The sequence below is a fragment of the Massilia sp. Leaf139 genome (assembly GCF_001424165.1).
Taxonomy (GTDB): Bacteria; Pseudomonadota; Gammaproteobacteria; order Burkholderiales; family Burkholderiaceae_D; genus Telluria.
The window spans coordinates 284,399-301,079 of sequence record NZ_LMOJ01000024.1 but is presented as its reverse complement, the minus strand read 5'-3'; the positions used below and the strand labels follow the sequence as shown (position 1 = coordinate 301,079).

18 protein-coding genes and 1 tRNA gene are annotated in these 16,681 nt (G+C 65.2%); 9 read left to right on the top strand and 10 right to left on the bottom strand.

Annotated elements, in window-relative coordinates; genetic code table 11:
- The first annotated feature begins 84 nt into the window (after window positions 1–84).
- From ASF77_RS17125 to ASF77_RS17115, 3 genes are all read left to right on the top strand, one after another.
- Entirely contained in the window at window positions 85–1,095 is a 1,011-nt protein-coding gene (locus ASF77_RS17125; protein WP_056341867.1) for an XdhC family protein, read from the top strand.
- A 100-nt stretch (window positions 1,096–1,195) separates the two neighbouring features.
- A complete protein-coding gene (locus tag ASF77_RS17120; protein WP_056341865.1) occupies window positions 1,196–2,089 on the top strand; it encodes a DMT family transporter in 894 nt (297 codons plus the stop codon).
- Window positions 2,086–2,976, top strand: a complete 891-nt coding sequence (locus tag ASF77_RS17115; protein ID WP_056341863.1) for a DNA-3-methyladenine glycosylase — start codon at window positions 2,086–2,088, stop codon at window positions 2,974–2,976. Before ASF77_RS17120 ends, ASF77_RS17115 begins: the two co-directional genes overlap by 4 nt.
- 71 nt (window positions 2,977–3,047) lie before the next feature.
- Here ASF77_RS17115 and ASF77_RS17110 read toward each other — a convergent pair whose 3' ends face one another.
- Window positions 3,048–3,461 (bottom strand): T6SS immunity protein Tdi1 domain-containing protein, encoded by a 414-nt coding sequence (locus ASF77_RS17110; RefSeq protein WP_056341860.1) that lies wholly within the window; start codon window positions 3,459–3,461, stop codon window positions 3,048–3,050.
- Window positions 3,462–3,676: 215 nt separating this feature from the next.
- A tRNA-Met gene (locus tag ASF77_RS17105) sits at window positions 3,677–3,753 on the bottom strand.
- A gap of 173 nt (window positions 3,754–3,926) precedes the next feature.
- On the opposite strand from ASF77_RS17105, the gene ASF77_RS17100 reads away from it, so the two are divergent.
- From ASF77_RS17100 to ASF77_RS17080, 5 genes are all read left to right on the top strand, one after another.
- Window positions 3,927–4,514 carry an NUDIX hydrolase gene (locus ASF77_RS17100; protein ID WP_056341857.1) on the top strand — a complete coding sequence of 196 codons (588 nt, stop codon included), beginning with the start codon at window positions 3,927–3,929 and terminating at the stop codon, window positions 4,512–4,514.
- Between the two features lie 12 nt (window positions 4,515–4,526).
- Entirely contained in the window at window positions 4,527–5,243 is a 717-nt protein-coding gene (aat, locus tag ASF77_RS17095) for a leucyl/phenylalanyl-tRNA--protein transferase (protein ID WP_056341853.1), read from the top strand.
- A 115-nt stretch (window positions 5,244–5,358) separates the two neighbouring features.
- On the top strand, window positions 5,359–6,087 hold the full coding sequence (locus ASF77_RS17090; protein WP_056341850.1) for an arginyltransferase: 729 nt from the start codon (window positions 5,359–5,361) through the stop codon (window positions 6,085–6,087).
- 50 nt (window positions 6,088–6,137) lie between these two features.
- Window positions 6,138–7,175, top strand: a complete 1,038-nt coding sequence (locus tag ASF77_RS17085) for a quinone-dependent dihydroorotate dehydrogenase (protein ID WP_056341847.1) — start codon at window positions 6,138–6,140, stop codon at window positions 7,173–7,175.
- Between the two features lie 9 nt (window positions 7,176–7,184).
- On the top strand, window positions 7,185–8,231 hold the full coding sequence (locus ASF77_RS17080; protein WP_056341844.1) for an aldo/keto reductase: 1,047 nt from the start codon (window positions 7,185–7,187) through the stop codon (window positions 8,229–8,231).
- 100 nt (window positions 8,232–8,331) lie between these two features.
- Here ASF77_RS17080 and ASF77_RS17075 read toward each other — a convergent pair whose 3' ends face one another.
- The 7 genes from ASF77_RS17075 to ASF77_RS17045 form a co-directional block, all read right to left on the bottom strand.
- Complete coding sequence (locus tag ASF77_RS17075) at window positions 8,332–9,270, bottom strand: CysB family HTH-type transcriptional regulator (protein ID WP_056341842.1); 939 nt, start codon at window positions 9,268–9,270, stop codon at window positions 8,332–8,334.
- The gene (locus tag ASF77_RS17070) at window positions 9,267–10,340 is read right to left on the bottom strand and encodes a sulfate/molybdate ABC transporter ATP-binding protein (RefSeq protein ID WP_056341839.1); all 1,074 of its coding nucleotides are present in this window, start codon (window positions 10,338–10,340) and stop codon (window positions 9,267–9,269) included. Before ASF77_RS17070 ends, ASF77_RS17075 begins: the two co-directional genes overlap by 4 nt.
- Window positions 10,337–11,245, bottom strand: a complete 909-nt coding sequence (cysW, locus tag ASF77_RS17065; protein ID WP_056341837.1) for a sulfate ABC transporter permease subunit CysW — start codon at window positions 11,243–11,245, stop codon at window positions 10,337–10,339. Before cysW ends, ASF77_RS17070 begins: the two co-directional genes overlap by 4 nt.
- Window positions 11,242–12,075 (bottom strand): sulfate ABC transporter permease subunit CysT, encoded by an 834-nt coding sequence (cysT, locus tag ASF77_RS17060; protein WP_056341833.1) that lies wholly within the window; start codon window positions 12,073–12,075, stop codon window positions 11,242–11,244. The genes cysW and cysT overlap by 4 nt, the downstream gene beginning before the upstream one ends.
- A gap of 136 nt (window positions 12,076–12,211) precedes the next feature.
- Window positions 12,212–12,985, bottom strand: a complete 774-nt coding sequence (locus ASF77_RS17055; protein WP_056341831.1) for a sulfite exporter TauE/SafE family protein — start codon at window positions 12,983–12,985, stop codon at window positions 12,212–12,214.
- Window positions 12,986–13,268: 283 nt separating this feature from the next.
- Window positions 13,269–13,907, bottom strand: coding sequence for a peroxiredoxin (locus ASF77_RS17050; RefSeq protein ID WP_056341828.1), 639 nt, complete (start codon window positions 13,905–13,907; stop codon window positions 13,269–13,271).
- 129 nt (window positions 13,908–14,036) lie between these two features.
- Window positions 14,037–14,426, bottom strand: a complete 390-nt coding sequence (locus tag ASF77_RS17045; protein ID WP_056341825.1) for a diacylglycerol kinase — start codon at window positions 14,424–14,426, stop codon at window positions 14,037–14,039.
- A 152-nt stretch (window positions 14,427–14,578) separates the two neighbouring features.
- Here ASF77_RS17045 and ASF77_RS17040 point away from each other — a divergent pair, with 152 nt between their 5' ends.
- Window positions 14,579–15,364, top strand: a complete 786-nt coding sequence (locus tag ASF77_RS17040; protein WP_056341823.1) for an IclR family transcriptional regulator — start codon at window positions 14,579–14,581, stop codon at window positions 15,362–15,364.
- 43 nt (window positions 15,365–15,407) lie between these two features.
- On the opposite strand, the gene ASF77_RS17035 is transcribed toward ASF77_RS17040, so the two are convergent.
- Window positions 15,408–16,598 carry a serine hydrolase gene (locus ASF77_RS17035; protein WP_373961919.1) on the bottom strand — a complete coding sequence of 397 codons (1,191 nt, stop codon included), beginning with the start codon at window positions 16,596–16,598 and terminating at the stop codon, window positions 15,408–15,410.
- Between the last annotated feature and the right edge of the window lie 83 nt (window positions 16,599–16,681).

Sequence of the window (16,681 nt, the reverse complement as noted above, 5' to 3'; positions counted from 1 at the left end):
CCGTCACCCTACAATGTTTCCCCGCCGGCGGTTCGCCGGCTTTTTTTGTATCATTGACACCCCTCACCAGCCGCGCCGCACACCATGGACAGCCTCGACCTCGACGTACTCAAGACCGCAGCCGCCTGGCTCGATGCCGGCCACCGCTGCGAGCTGGTCACGGTCGTCAAGACCTGGGGCTCGAGTCCGCGTCCGATCGGGGCCACGCTCGCCGTGCGCGACGATGGGCGCGTCATCGGCTCCGTCTCCGGCGGCTGCATCGAGGACGACCTGATCGAGAACGTGCGCGCAAAGGGGATTTCGGCGGATGCGCGGCCGCACATCGTCAGCTACGGCATCAGCGCCGACGATGCACACCGCTTCGGCCTGCCCTGCGGCGGCACCATCGAGCTCGCCATCGAACCGCTGGGCCAGCACAGCGGCCTGCGCGAACTGCTGCAGCGCCTCGAAGGCGGCGAATTGCTGGAGCGCCGGCTGGATCTGGCCAGCGGCGCCGTCAGCCTGGCGCGCGCCGACGCAGGCGCCCTGCTTCGCGTCGAAGGCGAAGCCCTGTATACCGTGCACGGCCCGCGCTGGCGCCTGTTCATCATCGGCGCCGGCCCGCTGTCGCGCTTCCTGGCCCAGGTGGCGGGCGCGATGGATTACCGCGTGATCGTCTGCGATCCGCGCGAGGAATACCGCGCCGACTGGGATGTCCCCGGCGTCGAACTCGTGCACACCATGCCGGACGACCTCATGGTCGAAGCCCGGCTCGACGCGCGCAGCGCCGTCGTCGCGCTGACCCACGATCCGAAGCTCGACGACCTGGCCCTGATGGAAGCGCTGAAGTCGGAGGCCTTTTATGTCGGCGCCATCGGCTCGCGCCTGAACAATGCGCGCCGTCGCGAACGCCTGAAGCTGTTCGACCTGTCCGACGCCGAACTGAACCGCCTGCACGGCCCGATCGGCCTCTATATCGGCAGCAAGACGCCGTCCGAAATCGGCATTGCGATCCTGGCCGAGATGACGGCCATTAAAAACGGCGTGCCGGCGGCGATGCTGGTGCCGCACGCGGCCGCGCCGCAGCCGGCCACGAGCGACGTCTGCGCACTTTGATGCGCGCCGAGCGCATCGAGCGAGGGAGCAGCCGAGCAAAAAACAGGAGGCGCGGCTGCGCGGCGCATGCCACCATGCGCCTCCGCCCTCTCTATCGACCATGAACACAGCCAATTTCCTTCGTCTCTTGCTGCTGGCAGCCATCTGGGGCGGCTCCTTCCTCTTCATGCGCATCGGCGCGCCCGTGCTCGGGCCGGCCGTGCTGATCGAATACCGGGTACTGTTCGCCGCCCTGTTCCTGGCCGCCGTCGGCCTGGTGCTGCGCAAGCGCCTCGACGTGCGCGCGCACTGGAAGCATTACCTGATGCTGGGCTTTTTCAATTCTGCCTTGCCCTTCCTGCTGTTCGCCTACGGCGCGCGCACCCTGACGGCCTCGGTGCTGTCGGTGCTGAACGCGACGGCGCCGATGTGGGGCGCGCTGATCGGCGCGCTCTGGGCGCGCCAGCCGATCACGCTGAAGAGCGGTCTCGGCCTGGTGCTGGGCACGAGCGGCGTGGCCTTGCTGGTCGGTTTCGACGACGTCTCGCGCCTGCCCGGCGCCGGCGTGGCGATCGCCGCCGCCCTGGCCGCGGCCGTGTGCTACAGCATCGCCAGCCTGTACGCGAAGTCGGCCAAGTCGGTGGAGCCCTTCGCCAATGCCCACGGCACGATGTGGGCGGCGACGCTGTTCGTGCTGCCGGCCCTGCCCTTCTTCCCCTCGCCCGGCACACCGACGCCGGGCGTGTGGGCGGCCGTGCTGGCCCTCGGGGTCGTCTGCAGCGGCATTGCCTACCTGATTTATTTCCGCCTGATCGCCGAGGTCGGGCCGACCTCGGCCCTCACGGTGACGTTCCTCAATCCCGTCTTCGGCATCCTGTGGGGCGCGCTGTTCCTGGGCGAGGCGGTCGGCTGGCATACGCTGGCGGGCGCGGCGATCGTGCTGGTGGGGACGGCCCTGGTCACGGGCTTCGTGCCGCGCTTCGGAAAGCCGGCGGTGGCGGCCGGCAAGCCATGACGAGCGAGGCGCTGGAAGTTGCGCTGCCTGCGGGCTACCGCAGCGCCGACGTCCTGTCGTTTCATTCCCGCGATGCCGAGGGGCTGGCGGAGCACGTCATCGGCCAGCGTATCCGCAAGGCGGTGCTGCTGAACGGCGTGCCGCTGCTGCTGGACGTGAGGCTGGGCGAGGAGACGGCGCAATGCCGGATCGAGGCCGACGGCGCGCTGGACGCGGTCACGCTGGGCCTGGTGCAGGATGCCCTGCGCAGCATCCTGGCGCTGCGCATCGATCCGGCGCCCTTCGCCGCCTTCGTGCAGGGCGATCCCGTCTTCGGGCCGCTGGTGGCGCGCCAGCCGGGCCTACCCATCGTGCAGTCGGCCAGCGTCTTCGAGGCACTGACCTGGGCCATCATCGGCCAGCAGATCAACCTGCCTTTCGCGATCAGCCTGCGCCGCACCTTCATTCAACAGGCCGGACGCGCGCACAGCAGCGGCTTGTGGTGCTATCCGGAAGCGCCGGATGTGGCGCGACTCGATCTGGAGGCGCTCACCAGCCGCAAGTTCTCGCGCGCCAAGGCCGAGACCCTGCTGCGCGTGGCGCGCATGGCGGCCGATGGCGAACTTTCGCTGGCGCGTGACGATGACCCGGCGCAGACGGCGGCGCGCCTGCTGGCGGTCAAGGGCATCGGGCCGTGGACGGTCAACTACACCCTGCTGCGCGGCTATGGGTATGCCGACTGTTCGCTGGAGGGCGACGTCGCCGTACGCGGTGCGCTCGGGCGGCTGCTGGGGGAGGCGGAGAAACCGACCTTGGCGCATACGCAGGCCTGGCTGGCGCGCTATCAGCCGCACCGGACGATGGCGGCGGCGTATTTGTGGGCGAGTCTCAGTCAGCCGGCGGGATAGGCGGTAACGAGACGCAGCGTTCACGCGTGGGCACCGCTCGCATCAAGACGAAGCCAACCGAAGCCATCAACTCACCCCCACCTCGGCAACCCATCCAATTGCTGCGCCCCCTCCCCCGAAAACCGGATCAGTTCCGACAACGGCACCGTCGCCAGATTCTCGCTGCCGTAATGCCCGCCCAGCGCGCTGGGGATTTTCAGGCAGTAGGTGCGGTCGTCGGTCAGGGGCCCGAGCGTGGACTCGGCCAGGTCGACCAGTTCCGGCATGTACCAGTCATTGAGAAAATCCTGGTTGTACGAGAGCGCGTCGAGTTCGGCGCGGTTGTCGGCGACCGGCTCGCAGCACAGGTCTTGCGGACGCAGGCGCCAGTAGCTGCCGTCGGCGTCGCGCAGGATCAGGTTGCCGAAGGCATTGGCGCCCAATATTTCGACAGCGTGCAAGCCCATCCAGCCCCAGGCATCGTTGATGTCTTTAACAGTAATCATGGTGAATCCGCTCGTGAAAGCCGCTAATGAAGCGTTGGACGTGTGGGCGCGCCACGCATATCGATCGCACGGCTGCGCCTGCTTACTCGTTGGACAAGGCCGGGTTCGGCAAGTGCGGCGGATTCGACATCCGCTTGATGCAGGTCGAGTCCGCCAGGAAGGCTGGAATGGAAAAAGCCGCTGCGTCCTCGAAGGAAACAGCGGCTTTTAGAATCTGGTTGCGGGGACAGGATTTGAACCTGTGACCTTCGGGTTATGAGCCCGACGAGCTGCCAGACTGCTCCACCCCGCGTCTGATGAAATGAATTATACGCCTCTTCGACCGTTTAGGCAAATCCAATGCCAGGGACATGGCCGATTGAAGGCCGCAATGGTTTCCGAACTACACTACTGCCGAGCCGGTGTGGCGGCACAGCCGAAGCAATCGGGTGTAAAGTAGCCGGAACTTCATTCTCGTCATTTTTTATGAACTTTTGTTCCGAGTGCGGCCACGCGGTCGCGCTAAGCATTCCCGAAGGCGACAACCGGCCGCGCCATGTGTGCGCGCAGTGCGGCACGATTCATTACCAGAACCCGAAAATGGTGATCGGCTCGATCCCGGTCTGGGAGGGGGACGGCAGGCTGCAGGTGCTGCTGTGCCGGCGCGCGATCGAGCCGCGCCATGGCTACTGGACGCTGCCGGCCGGCTTCATGGAAAACGGCGAAACCACGAGCGAAGCGGCCGTGCGCGAGACCGAAGAGGAAGCCGGCGCCAACATCGAGATCGGCCCGCTGTTTTCCTTGCTGAACGTCGCCCACGTGCATCAGGTGCACATGTTCTATCTCGCGCGCCTGCTCGACCTCGATTTCGCGCCGGGCATCGAAAGCCTGGAAGTGCAACTGTTCGCCGAACAGGACATCCCCTGGGACGAGCTCGCTTTCCCGACGATTCGCACGACGCTGGAACTGTTCTTTGCCGACCGCGTCAAAATGCGCGAGGGCGTGTCGAGTTCCTATGGCGTGCACGGCCATGACATCCGGCGTCCGATGATTGCTCCCCGCGAACCCGATTGAACCGAGAGCGGCATGATTCCCTGGCTTGATGCGCATACGCCGTTTCCAGACGTATCCGAAGCGCTGACCATCGACGCTCCCGGCCTGCTCGCGGCCGGCGCCGACCTCTCGCCGCGGCGCCTGCTGCTCGCCTACCAGAACGGCATCTTCCCCTGGTTCTCGGAAGGCCAGCCCATTCTCTGGTGGAGCACCGATCCGCGCATGGTGCTCTATACGAGCGACTTCAAGGTCAGCGACAGCCTGAAAAAAACCCTGCGCCGCGTCGAGCGCAGCCGCACCGAAGGCGGGCGCTGGCAGGTGCGCTTCGACAGCGATTTCGAAGCCGTGATGCGCGCCTGCGCCGCGCCCCGCAAGGACGGGCCGGGCACCTGGATTTCCGAGGACATCATCGACGGCTACACCGGCCTGCACGCGCTCGGCTATGCCCACTCGTCCGAAGTCTGGCTGGACGGCGAACTGGTCGGCGGCGCCTACGGCGTCTGCATCGGCCGCATGTTCTACGGCGAATCGATGTTCGCGCGCGTGTCGGACGCCTCCAAGGTGGCGCTGGCCTACCTGGTTGCCTTCCTGCGCTCGCAGGGCGTGCGCATGGTCGACTGCCAGCAGGAAACAGGACACCTGGCCTCGCTGGGCGCGGCGCCGATTTCGCGCAGCGTCTTCCTGCAGCACCTGCGCGCTGCGATCAAGGAACCGGCGATCCAGACATGGGAACCCGTCGCACCGATTTGATAACGCCGAACCGTGAGCGGCTGGGAAAGCCGCCATGGCGGTTTTGCCAGCCGCGAACCGTGCGCGCCTGCGCATTCGTTAGAATAGGGCCAACACCTCGTCCCGAGAGTCATGCATGACGCACCTTAATGACCTGCCCTTCTCCACGCTGCAGTTCTACACGACCGCCCCGTATCCGTGCAGCTACCTCGACGCACGCCAGGCGCGCTCGCAGGTCGCCACGCCTTCGCACCTGATCAATGCGGACGTGTATTCCGAACTGGTGAAGAACGGCTTCCGCCGCAGCGGCATCTTTACTTACCGTCCGTATTGCGACGGCTGCCAGGCCTGCATCCCGGTGCGCGTGCGCTGCGCCGAGTTCGCGCCGAATCGCACCCAGCGCCGCGCCTGGAAGCGCCATGCCGACCTCACGGCCATGGTCGCCAACCTGTCGTTTTCGGACGAGCACTACGCTCTCTACCTGCGCTACCAGACCACGCGCCACGTCGGCGGCGGCATGGATCAGGACAGCCGCGACCAGTACGCCCAGTTCCTGCTGCAAAGCCGCGTCAACACGCGCCTGGTGGAGTTTCGCGAGCCCGACGGCCTGCTGCGCATGGTGTCGATCATCGACGTCCTGTCGGACGGTCTGTCCTCGGTCTACACCTTCTTCGACCCGGACGTGCCCGGCGCCTCCTTCGGCACCTACAACGTGATGTGGCAGGTGGAGCAGGCGCGCGAACTGGGCCTGCCCTTCGTCTACCTCGGCTACTGGATCGAGCAGAGCCCGAAGATGGCTTATAAAATCAACTTCCGGCCGCTGGAGGCGCGCATCGGCGGGCACTGGGGCATCCTCGACCGCTAGTCCTTCCCGGCGCACGGTACAATTGGCGCGAATTCCTCTACGAGCGCTCCATGTCCGACAAAATCCTGTACACCCTCGCCCGTCCCCTGCTCTTCACGCTGCCCGCGGAAACCGCCCACAACCTCACCCTGCCGGCCCTGCGCAGCGCGGCCCAGCGTGGCGCGACCGGCATCTTCAAGAAACCGGTGCCGGATCCGCGCACTGTCATGGGCATCACCTTCCCGAACCCGGTCGGGCTGGCCGCCGGCCTGGACAAGGATGGGGCGTACATCGACGGCCTGGCGGCCCTCGGGTTCGGCTCGATCGAGATCGGCACCGTCACCCCGCGCGCGCAGGCGGGCAACCCGAAGCCGCGCATGTTCCGCGTGCCGGCCGCGCGCGGCATCATCAACCGCATGGGCTTCAACAACGGCGGCGTCGACGCCTTCGTCGCCAACGTCCAGGCCTCGCGCTTCTACCAGGAACAGAAGGGCGTGCTCGGCCTGAACATCGGCAAGAACGCCGACACCCCGATCGAACGCGCCGCCGACGACTACCTGGAATGCCTGCGCAAGGTCTACCCTTACGCCAGCTACGTCACGGTCAACATCTCCTCGCCGAATACCAAGAACCTGCGCCAGCTGCAGGGCGCCTCGGAACTCGACGCCCTGCTGTCGCAGCTGAAGGCCGAGCAGACGCGCCTGGCCGACGACTACGGCCGCTACGTGCCGCTGGCCCTGAAGATCGCCCCCGACATCGACGCCGAACAGATCCACGACATCGCCGGCGCCCTGCTGCGCCACCGGATCGACGGCGTGATCGCCACCAATACCACGCTCAACCGGCGCGACGTCGAACGCCATCGCCACGGCATGGAAACGGGCGGGGTCTCGGGCGCGCCCGTGTTCGACCTGTCGAACATTGTCATCCGCGCGATGAAGAAGGAACTGGGCGACGCGATCCCGATCATCGGCGTCGGCGGCATCCTGTCGGGGAAGGATGCGCAGGAAAAGATCGCCGCCGGCGCCCAGCTGGTGCAGCTCTACAGCGGCCTGATCTACCGCGGCCCCTCGCTGGTGCGCGAGTGCGCCGACGCATTGAAGGCCTGAGGAGAAGCCATGCAGCGCAAACAGCTCGGACGCAGCGACCTGATGGTGTCGACCGTCTGCCTCGGCACCATGACTTTCGGCGAACAGAACACGGAGCTTGATGCCCACCGCCAGCTCGACTATGCGCTCGAGCGCGGCATCAACTTCATCGATACGGCCGAGATGTACCCGGTCATGGGCCGCGCCGAGACGCAAGGCGCGACCGAACGCTTCATCGGCAGCTGGCTGCACAAGCGCGGCCGCCGCGACGACGTCATCATCGCCTCCAAGATCGCCGGCCCGAATGCCAGCATGGGCTGGATCCGCGGCCCGGCGCACGACCTCGACGCGGCCAACGTGCGCGCCGCCGTCGAGACGAGTTTGCAGCGCCTGCAGACCGACTACATCGACCTGTACCAGATCCATTGGCCGAGCCGCAACCTGCCCATCTTCGGCGCCAACAGTTTCAATCCGAAGCGGGAACGGTCGAGCGTGCCGATCGAGGAGACGCTGGGCGCGCTGGACGAGCTGGTCAAGGCGGGCAAGATCCGCGCGATCGGCGTCTCGAACGAAAGCAGCTGGGGCGTGTGCGAATACGTGAAGCTGGCCGAGACGCGCGGCCTGCCGCGCATCGCCACCATCCAGAATTTATACAACCTGACGGCGCGCGCCTTCGAGACCTCGCTGCTGGACGAGACCTGCTTCCGTTCGGATGTCAGTCTGCTCGCCTACAGCCCCCTCGCCTTCGGGCAACTCACGGCGAAATATCTCGACAACCCGAAGGCGCATGGTCGCCTGACGCTCTTCCCGCCGAACTGGAGCCCGCGCTACGTGCGGCCCGAGGTGCTGGCCGCAACCGCCGAGTATGCGGCGCTGGCGCGCGCCAACGGAATGACGCCGGCGCAGATGGCGCTGGCCTGGTGTTATTCGCGCTGGTTCGTGGGCTCGACCATCATCGGGGCGACGACACTGGAGCAGCTGAAGGAGAACATCGATGCGGCATCGATCGTGCTGTCCGCGGAAGTGATCGCGGCGATCGATGCGATTCATGCGCGGATCACCAACCCGGGGCAGTGAACATCGCGCGATGTGCCAGTACCTGTTGAACGCGTGGGCGGGAGACCCGCCCACGCGGTGATAGTTAGCGGCAAGTCAGCCGCGCTCGCACCAACACCCGTTAAATCCCCACCGCCTCATCCGCTTGTAGCGACTTCTCGATATCCGCTCGCGTAAACCCCGGCGCGAAGCGTTCGATGAAGTGGTAGGCATACGCCCGCAGATAGGCCCCGCGCCGCACTGCCAGGCGCGTCACGTTCGGCGCGAACAGGTGCGAGGATTCGATCGCGCGCAGACCGCGGTCGCGGCCGTGGTCGAAGGCCATCGAGGCGATGATGCCGACCCCCATCCCCAGCGAGACATACTGCTTGATGACGTCCGAATCCATGGCGGTCAGCACCATGTCCGGCGCCAGCCCGGCCGTGCTGAAGGCGTCGTCGATGTGGCGCCGGCCGGTGTAGCCGACGTCGTAGGTAATCAGGGGATACTCGGCCAGGTCTTCCAGGCGCAGCGGCGTCTTGCTCAGCAGCGGGTGGCCGTCGGGCGCCACCACCACGTGGCTCCAGCGGTAGCACGGGAAGGAGACCAGGTCGGGAAAGGTCGACAAACCCTCGGTGGCGATGCCGATGTCGGCGCGGCCGGACAGCACGTATTCGGCGATGTGTTCCGGCGCGCTCTGCTGCAGGGCGACGCGCACGTTCGGGAAGGCGTTACGGAAGGACTGCACCACCTGCGGCAGCGCGTAGCGCGCCTGCGTGTGGGTGACGGCGATGGTCAGCGTGCCGCTGTCCTGGGCCGAGTATTCCTGGCTGGCCTGGGCCAGGTTTTCCGCTTCCACCAGCAGGCGTTCGACGATTTTCAGGATGCCCTTGCCGGGCGCGGTGAGCCCGGTCAGGCGCTTGCCGTTGCGCTCGAAGATGACGACGCCGAGTTCGTCCTCGAGTTCGCGGATCTGGCGCGACACCCCGGGCTGCGAGGTGAACAGCGCCGCAGCGACGTCGGTGAGATTGAAATTGCGGCGCGCCGCTTCGCGCACCGAACGCAGCTGCTGGAAGTTCATATGCCGCCTCCCTCGTCGACGAAGACCTGGATCTGGCGCGGCCGCACGACCAGGGTCTCGCCCTCTTTCAGGCCCAGGCCGGCGAAGCGCTCGTTCGGAATCACGGCTTCGATCAGCTGTGCATTGTCGGCGCGCTCGAGGTCGAGCTGGGCCAGCGGGCCGATCGCGTGGGCGCGGCGCAGCTTCACCACGATGCCGGCCTGGCCCGGCGTGTAGCGCTCGACATCGAGGTCGTGCGGACGCACGTAGCCAATGCCGTCGGCGTTCTGGACGCCGCCGTGACCCGGCGCGTCGAACAGGGCGTCGCCGCTGGCCAGCACGCCGTCGTGCACGCGGCCGTGGAACAGGTTGACGTTGCCGAGGAAGCTGTAGACGAAAGGCGATGCCGGCGCGTTGTACACGCTCGCCGGGGTGCCGAGCTGCTCGACGCGGCCCTTGTTCATGACGACGACCTGATCCGCCACTTCCAGCGCTTCTTCCTGATCGTGCGTCACGAAGATCGAGGTCACGTGCAGGTCGTCGTGCAGGCGGCGCAGCCAGCGGCGCAGTTCCTTCCTCACCTTGGCGTCGAGCGCGCCGAAAGGTTCGTCCAGCAGCAGCACGCGCGGCTCCACGGCCAGGGCGCGCGCCAGGGCGATGCGCTGGCGCTGGCCGCCGGAGAGCTGCGGCGGGTAGCGGTCGGCGATCCAGTCGAGCTGCACCAGTTCCAGCAGCTGTTTGACCTTGTCGCGGATCTGCTGCTCGGATGGACGCTCCTTGCGCGGCCGCACGCGCAGGCCGAAGGCCACGTTTTCGAACACCGTCATGTGCTTGAAGAGCGCGTAATGCTGGAACACGAAGCCAACCTGGCGCTCGCGCACGTGGCTGGTCGAGGCGTCCTGGCCGTCGAGCAGCACCGCGCCGCTGTCAGGATGCTCGAGGCCGGCGATGATGCGCAGCAGCGTGGTCTTGCCGCAGCCCGAAGGGCCGAGCAAAGCGGTCAGCTGGCCGTCCGGGAACTGCAGCGAGACGTCGTCGAGCGCGGTGAACTGGCCGAACTGCTTGCGGATGTGTTGGACTTCGATCGTCATTCTGTGCGCTCCGTGGTGCCGGTGTCCGCCCGCATGGATTGGTGCAGACGCCATTCGATAAAGGACTTGATGGCCAGCGTCACCAGCGCGAGCAGCGCCAGCAGGGATGCGATCGCGAACGCGGCCGTGAAGTTGTATTCGTTGTAGAGGATTTCAACCTGCAGCGGCATGGTGTTGGTCTCGCCGCGGATATGGCCCGACACCACCGACACCGCGCCGAATTCGCCCATCGCCCGCGCATTGCACAGGATGACGCCATACAGCAGGCCCCATTTGATGTTTGGGAGCGTCACGCGCCAGAAGGTCTGCCAGCCCGACGCGCCCAGCACCAGCGCCGCCTCTTCTTCCTCGGTGCCCTGCTGCTGCATCAGCGGAATCAGCTCGCGCGCGACAAACGGGAAGGTGATGAACACGGTCGCCAGCACGATGCCCGGCACCGCGAACAGGATCTTGATGTCGTGCTCCATCAGCCATTCGCCGAACCAGCCCTGGGCGCCGAACAGCAGCACGTAGATCAGGCCGGCGATCACCGGCGAGACCGAGAACGGCAGGTCGATCAGGGTCAGCAGCACGCTCTTGCCCTTGAAGTCGAACTTGGCGATGGCCCAGGCCGCGGACACGCCGAAGACCAGGTTCAGCGGCACCGAGATGCCGGCGGCGATCAGGGTCAGCTTGATGGCCGAGATCGCGTCCGGATCCATGATTGATTCGACATAGGTGTCCCAGCCGCGCTTCAGTGCTTCGGTGAAGACGGCAACCAGGGGCACGAACAGGAACAGGGTCAGGAAGGCGAGCGCGACGGCGATCAGCGTCCAGCGCACCCAGTTCGGCTCGAAGGCATTGGTCTTGATGGGGCGTACCGCGCGCGGCGCGGCGACCAGGGGTTTATCCAAGACTGCGCTCATTTCTTGCCTGCCCTTCTGCGGGTCCAGGCCTGCAACAGGTTGATCGTCAGGAGCAGGATGAAGGACACGATCAGCATCACGACCGCGATCGCGGTGGCGCCGGCATAGTCGTACTGCTCCAGTTTGGTGATGATGAAGAGCGGCGTGATCTCGGACACCATCGGCAGGTTGCCGGCGATGAAGATGACCGAACCGTATTCGCCGGTGGCGCGCGCAAAGGCCAGCGCGAAGCCGGTCAGCAGGGCCGGCACGATCGACGGCAGGATCACGCGGAAGAAAGTCTGCAGCGGACTCGCGCCCAGGCTGGCCGCCGCTTCTTCGAGTTCGCGCTCGGCCTCTTCCAGCACGGGCTGCACGGTACGCACGACGAAAGGCAGGCCGATGAAGGTCAGCGCCACGACGACGCCCAGTGGCGTAAAAGCGACCTTGATGCCGAACTGTTCGAGGTATTTGCCGATCCAGCCGTTGTTCGAATACAGGGCGGTCAGCGTGATGCCGGCCACCGCGGTCGGCAGCGCGAACGGCAGGTCGACCAGGGCGTCCACAAAACGCTTGCCGGGAAACTTGTAGCGCACCAGCACCCAGGCGACGATGCCGCCGAAGACGACGTTCAGGGCGGCTGCGATCAGCGAGGCGCCGAAGCTGAGCTTGTACGAGGCGACGACGCGTTCGGAGGAGACGGCCGTCCAGAACGCTTCCCAGCTCATGGTAAAGGTCTTCAGGAAGACCGCCGACAGCGGGATCAGCACGATCAGTGCGAGATAAAAGATCGTGAACCCGAGCGACAGTCCGAAACCGGGAATGACCCGGCCAGGCGCACGTGTTTGCATAGCGTCCTTATTACAAATTCTTCTAATGGATTGTAATAATCTCACTTACAGCTCATAAACCAAACGAAGGAATCTTCATTTGCATAGATGAATTCTGCTATTAGCGTCGTGCAGCTTACTGGTGAGCCCGCTTCAATCAGTAGATGAGTTTGGCAGCGACGCCGGTCAAGGTCAGGGCCAGCAAGGCGCGCAGGAAGCGTTCCGGCACCTTGCGCGCCAGCATCGAACCGAGGGTGATGCCAGGCAGCGAGCCGATCAGCAGCGTGACCAGCAGCGTCCAGTCGATCGAGCCCAGCCACCAGTGTCCGAGCGCGGCGATCGCGGTCAGGGGCACAGCGTAGGCGATGTCGGTGCCGGCCACTTCGGCCGGGGTCAGCTTCGGATACAGCATCACCAGCAGGGTCGCGCCGATGGCGCCGGCGCCGATCGAGGAGATCGTGACCAGCACGCCCAGGACGGCGCCCGAGACGACGGTCGCCGTGGCCAGGCGCCTGCCCTGCAGCTGGCGCCGCGGCTTGGCCTGCACCCAGGCCAGCATGCGCTTGCGGAACAGCAGCGCGACGACGGTCAGCATGACCGAGCCGGCGATCGAATAACGGATGAGCTGGCCGATCTCGGCGTCGAGCGCGCCGAAGTGGCGCAGGCCGAGCGTGGCGACCAGGGCGGCCGGCAGCGCACCCAGGCACAGGCGGCGCACGATGGCCCAGTTGACGGTGTTGTTGAAGCGGTGGGTGATGGTGCCTGCGCCCTTGGTGATCGAGGCAAACGCGAGATCGGTGCCGACCGCGACGGTGGGCGAAACGCCGAACAGCAGGGTCAGGAGCGGCGTCATCAGCGAGCCGCCGCCGACGCCCGTCATCCCGACCAGCAGGCCGACCCCGAAGCCGGCGGTAATGTATGTCATCAGCATGGCCCAAGAGTAAGCCGGGTCAGCCGTGGGACAAACGACGGGTTTCTTATTTGCTTATGCGTTGAGGGGAATGGGGGTGAGGCTTGCCGTAAATCGATATATGAAACGCGTTGCGATATGTAGGGTGGGCTCTCGAGCCCACGCGGTGATAAGCGACAGCAAGATCGTCGTGCACGACATCGGAGCTGGTGCGTATCACCGCGTGGGCACAGGTGCCCGGTGAAGCCGTGGGCGAGGCCATTGGCCTAGCCCACCCCTACGATTCCTGGCGAGCACCAGGTCATTACTTGTTCGGCTGCGGCGTCAGGCGCAGGTACGGCCGCGGCGCCGTAAAGCCCTTCGGATATTTCTCGGCGATCACCGCTGGATCCTGCACGGTCAGCGGGATGATGACGTCGTCGCCATCCTTCCAGTTGCCCGGCGTGGCCACCGTATGCGCGTCGGTCAGCTGCAGCGCGTCGATCACGCGCAGCACTTCGTCGAAATTGCGGCCGGTGCTCATCGGGTAGGTAATGGTCAGGCGGATCTTTTTCTTCGGGTCGATCACGAACAGCGAGCGCACGGTGGCCGTGGCCGACATTTCCGGGTGAATCATGTCGTACAGGGTGGACACCGACTTGTCGGCGTCGGCGATGATCGGGAAGCCCACCACGGTCTGCTGGGTTTCCTCGATATCCTTGATCCAGTTCTTGTGCTGCTCGGCCGGGTCGACGGAGAGCGCGATCGCTTTCACGTTGCGCTTGTCGAATTCGGGTTTGAGCTTGGCCGTCAGGCCCAGTTCGGTCGTGCACACCGGGGTGAAATCGGCCGGATGCGAAAACAGCACCACCCAGGAATCGCCCGCCCAGTCGTGAAAGCGGATGCGGCCGATGGTGGAATCCTGCTCGAAATCGGGTGCGGTGTCGCCGAGGCGTAAGGTCATGGTCTTCTCCAGGAGGTTGGTCGGAACAGGCGCGGCAGCAACATGAACGCCGCCGTAAGCCATCCGGCTATTCTGCGGCATTTTCGGCAAGCTTGCTGCGCTGTCAACGCATAAGCATATGCGGTTTCTTCACATGAAGCGGCTGTAGAGCACCGTGCCCCAGGTCAGCGCCGCCAGCAGCACCGTGAGCCCGACCGCGGCGCTTCCGAAGTCCTTGGCATTCTTCGAAAGCGGATGGCGCTCGAGCGAGATGCGGTCGACGATGGCCTCGATCGCGGAATTGATGAGTTCGACAATCAGCACCAGCAGCAGTACGCCGATCAGCACCAGCCGCTGGAAGCCCGAGACCGGCAGCACGAAGGCGAAGATGACGCCGAGCGCGAACACCAGTACTTCCTGGCGGAAGGCGTGTTCGATGCGCCAGGCCATGTACAGGCCCTGCACGGTATAGCTCGACGCGGCAAGGATGCGCTTGAAGCCGCTCTTGCTCTTGAATTCGCTGGTCTGGTGTTCCATCATATTTCCAAGAAGACATGAAGAAATGTCATTATGCCTGTTCTCCCTCTGCCATGGAGCGTTCCGTTGTTAGATGTCTAGCACTAGGGAAATAGTCACCATTTTTCGCATTATGGTATAAAGTAGATTCAATACTGCACCGCACCAACCACATCATGAAAATCGAAACCCTTGAACCGCCCAAGACATCGATCCAGGTGATTGAGCGCATGGTCGCCCTGCTCGACGCGCTGGCGATGTATCCCGATCCGGTGAGCCTGAAGGAATTGTCGAAGGTCTCCGGGCTGCATCCTTCCACCGCCCACCGCATTCTCAACGACATGGTCGTGACGCGTTTCGTCGACCGCGTCGAGCCCGGCACCTACCGGCTCGGCATGCGCCTGCTGGAACTGGGCAATGTCGTGAAAAGCCGGCTGTCGGTGCGCGAAGCGGCGCTCGACTACATGCGCGCGCTGCACAAGAAAACCCAGCAGACGGTTAACCTGTCGGTGCGCCAGGGCGACGAGATCGTCTACATCGACCGCGCCTTTTCCGAGCGCTCGGGCATGCAGGTGGTGCGCGCGATCGGCGGACGCGGGCCGCTGCACCTCACTTCCACCGGCAAGCTGTTCCTGTCGGTGGACGAAGCCAAGGCGATCCGGGCCTACGCCACGCGCACGGGTTTAGCCGGCCACAACAAGAATTCGATCACGGATTTGTCGAAGCTCGAGCGCGAGCTGAGCCTGGTACGGGCGCGCGGTTATGCACGCGACAACGAGGAGTTGGAACTGGGTGTGCGCTGCATGGCCGCCGGCATCTACGACGACAGCGGCAAGCTGGTGGCGGGCCTGTCGATCTCGGCCCCGGCCGACCGCCTGCAGGAAGACTGGCTCGACGACCTGGTGCAGACCGCCGGGCAGATTTCGGCGACGCTGGGATTCCGGCCGGTGTCGGTGGCCTGAGCCGTTGCGCAGGTAAAAGAAAAGGCGCCGCGGGCGCCTTTTTTTATCGTTTCTGCAGCACCGCGCCCGCGGTCACCGTCGAAAACGAGGTATGCGTTGCTTCGCCGGCTCCAAGCGGGCTGACGGTCGGCACGGTGATGCTGTCCGGCGTAAGCGCTTCCAGCCAACGGCGCATGCGTCCGGCGTCGGCGGTACGCGACATCTTCCCTTTCGAATCGAGGAAGACCATGATCACGTTGCGGCCCTGGATCATCGCCTGCATCACCAGGCAGCGCCCCGCTTCGTTAATAAAACCGGTTTTCTGCAAGCCGATGTTCCAGTCGGGCAGCGCCACCAGATAGTTCGTATTGTTGTAGCGCATCGGACGGCCGCTGGCTTCCACTACCCAGTTCGGATCGGTCGAGTACTGGCGCAGCAGCGGCTTCTGGTGGGCGTAGGCGACCAGCTTGGCCAGGTCGCGCGCGCTCGACACGTTCTGGCTCGACAGGCCGCTGGAATCGACATAGCGGGTATCGTTCATGCCCAGCTCGCGCGCCTTGGCATTCATCGCCGCCACAAAGGCGTTGATGCCGCCCGGATAGTTGCGGCCGAGTGCAGAGGCGGCGCGGTTTTCCGAGCTCATCAGGGCGATGTGCAGCAGGTTATTGCGGGTCATGCGCGCGCCGACCGGCAGGCGCGAGCTGCTGTACTTGTGGCGGTCGACGTCGTCGTTGGTGATGGTGAGGGTTTCGTTCAGGTTCTGCGCCGCTTCGACCACGACCAGGCCGGTCATCAGCTTGGTGATCGAGGCGATCGGCAGCGGAACGTTCGCATTCTTTTCGAACAGCACTTCCGAACTGTTCTGGTCGAGCACGAGGGCGACGCTGGAACGCAGCGAGAGCGGATCGCGCGTCTGGTTCAGGCCGGCCAGGTCGCCGGCGGTACGGGCCGCGGGAATGGCCAGCACGGCGGGCGCGGCGCGGCGGATGCTCTGGTAGACCACGCGGCGCTTGCCGTTGACTTTCACGACGCGGCGCACCAGGCGCTGGCGGCCGTCGGCGACCGGGGCGTCGGCCACCTGCTTGCGCTTGCTGCGGGTGGCCTTGGAAGCGGCCTTGCGCACCGGCTTCTTCTTGACCGCCTGGCGCTTCTGTTTGCTCGACGAAGCCTGCGCGCCGGCTCCCGCGCCGGCGGCCGACACGGGCTCGGCGACCAGGAAAAGGGAAACCAGGACAGACAACAGGAGCTTCATTATTTCTACTTCCTTTTACGCGAATCGGTCAGGCATGCTCTGAAGTGTATGCGCCTACAACTCATCTGCAAGCGAATTTAACATTG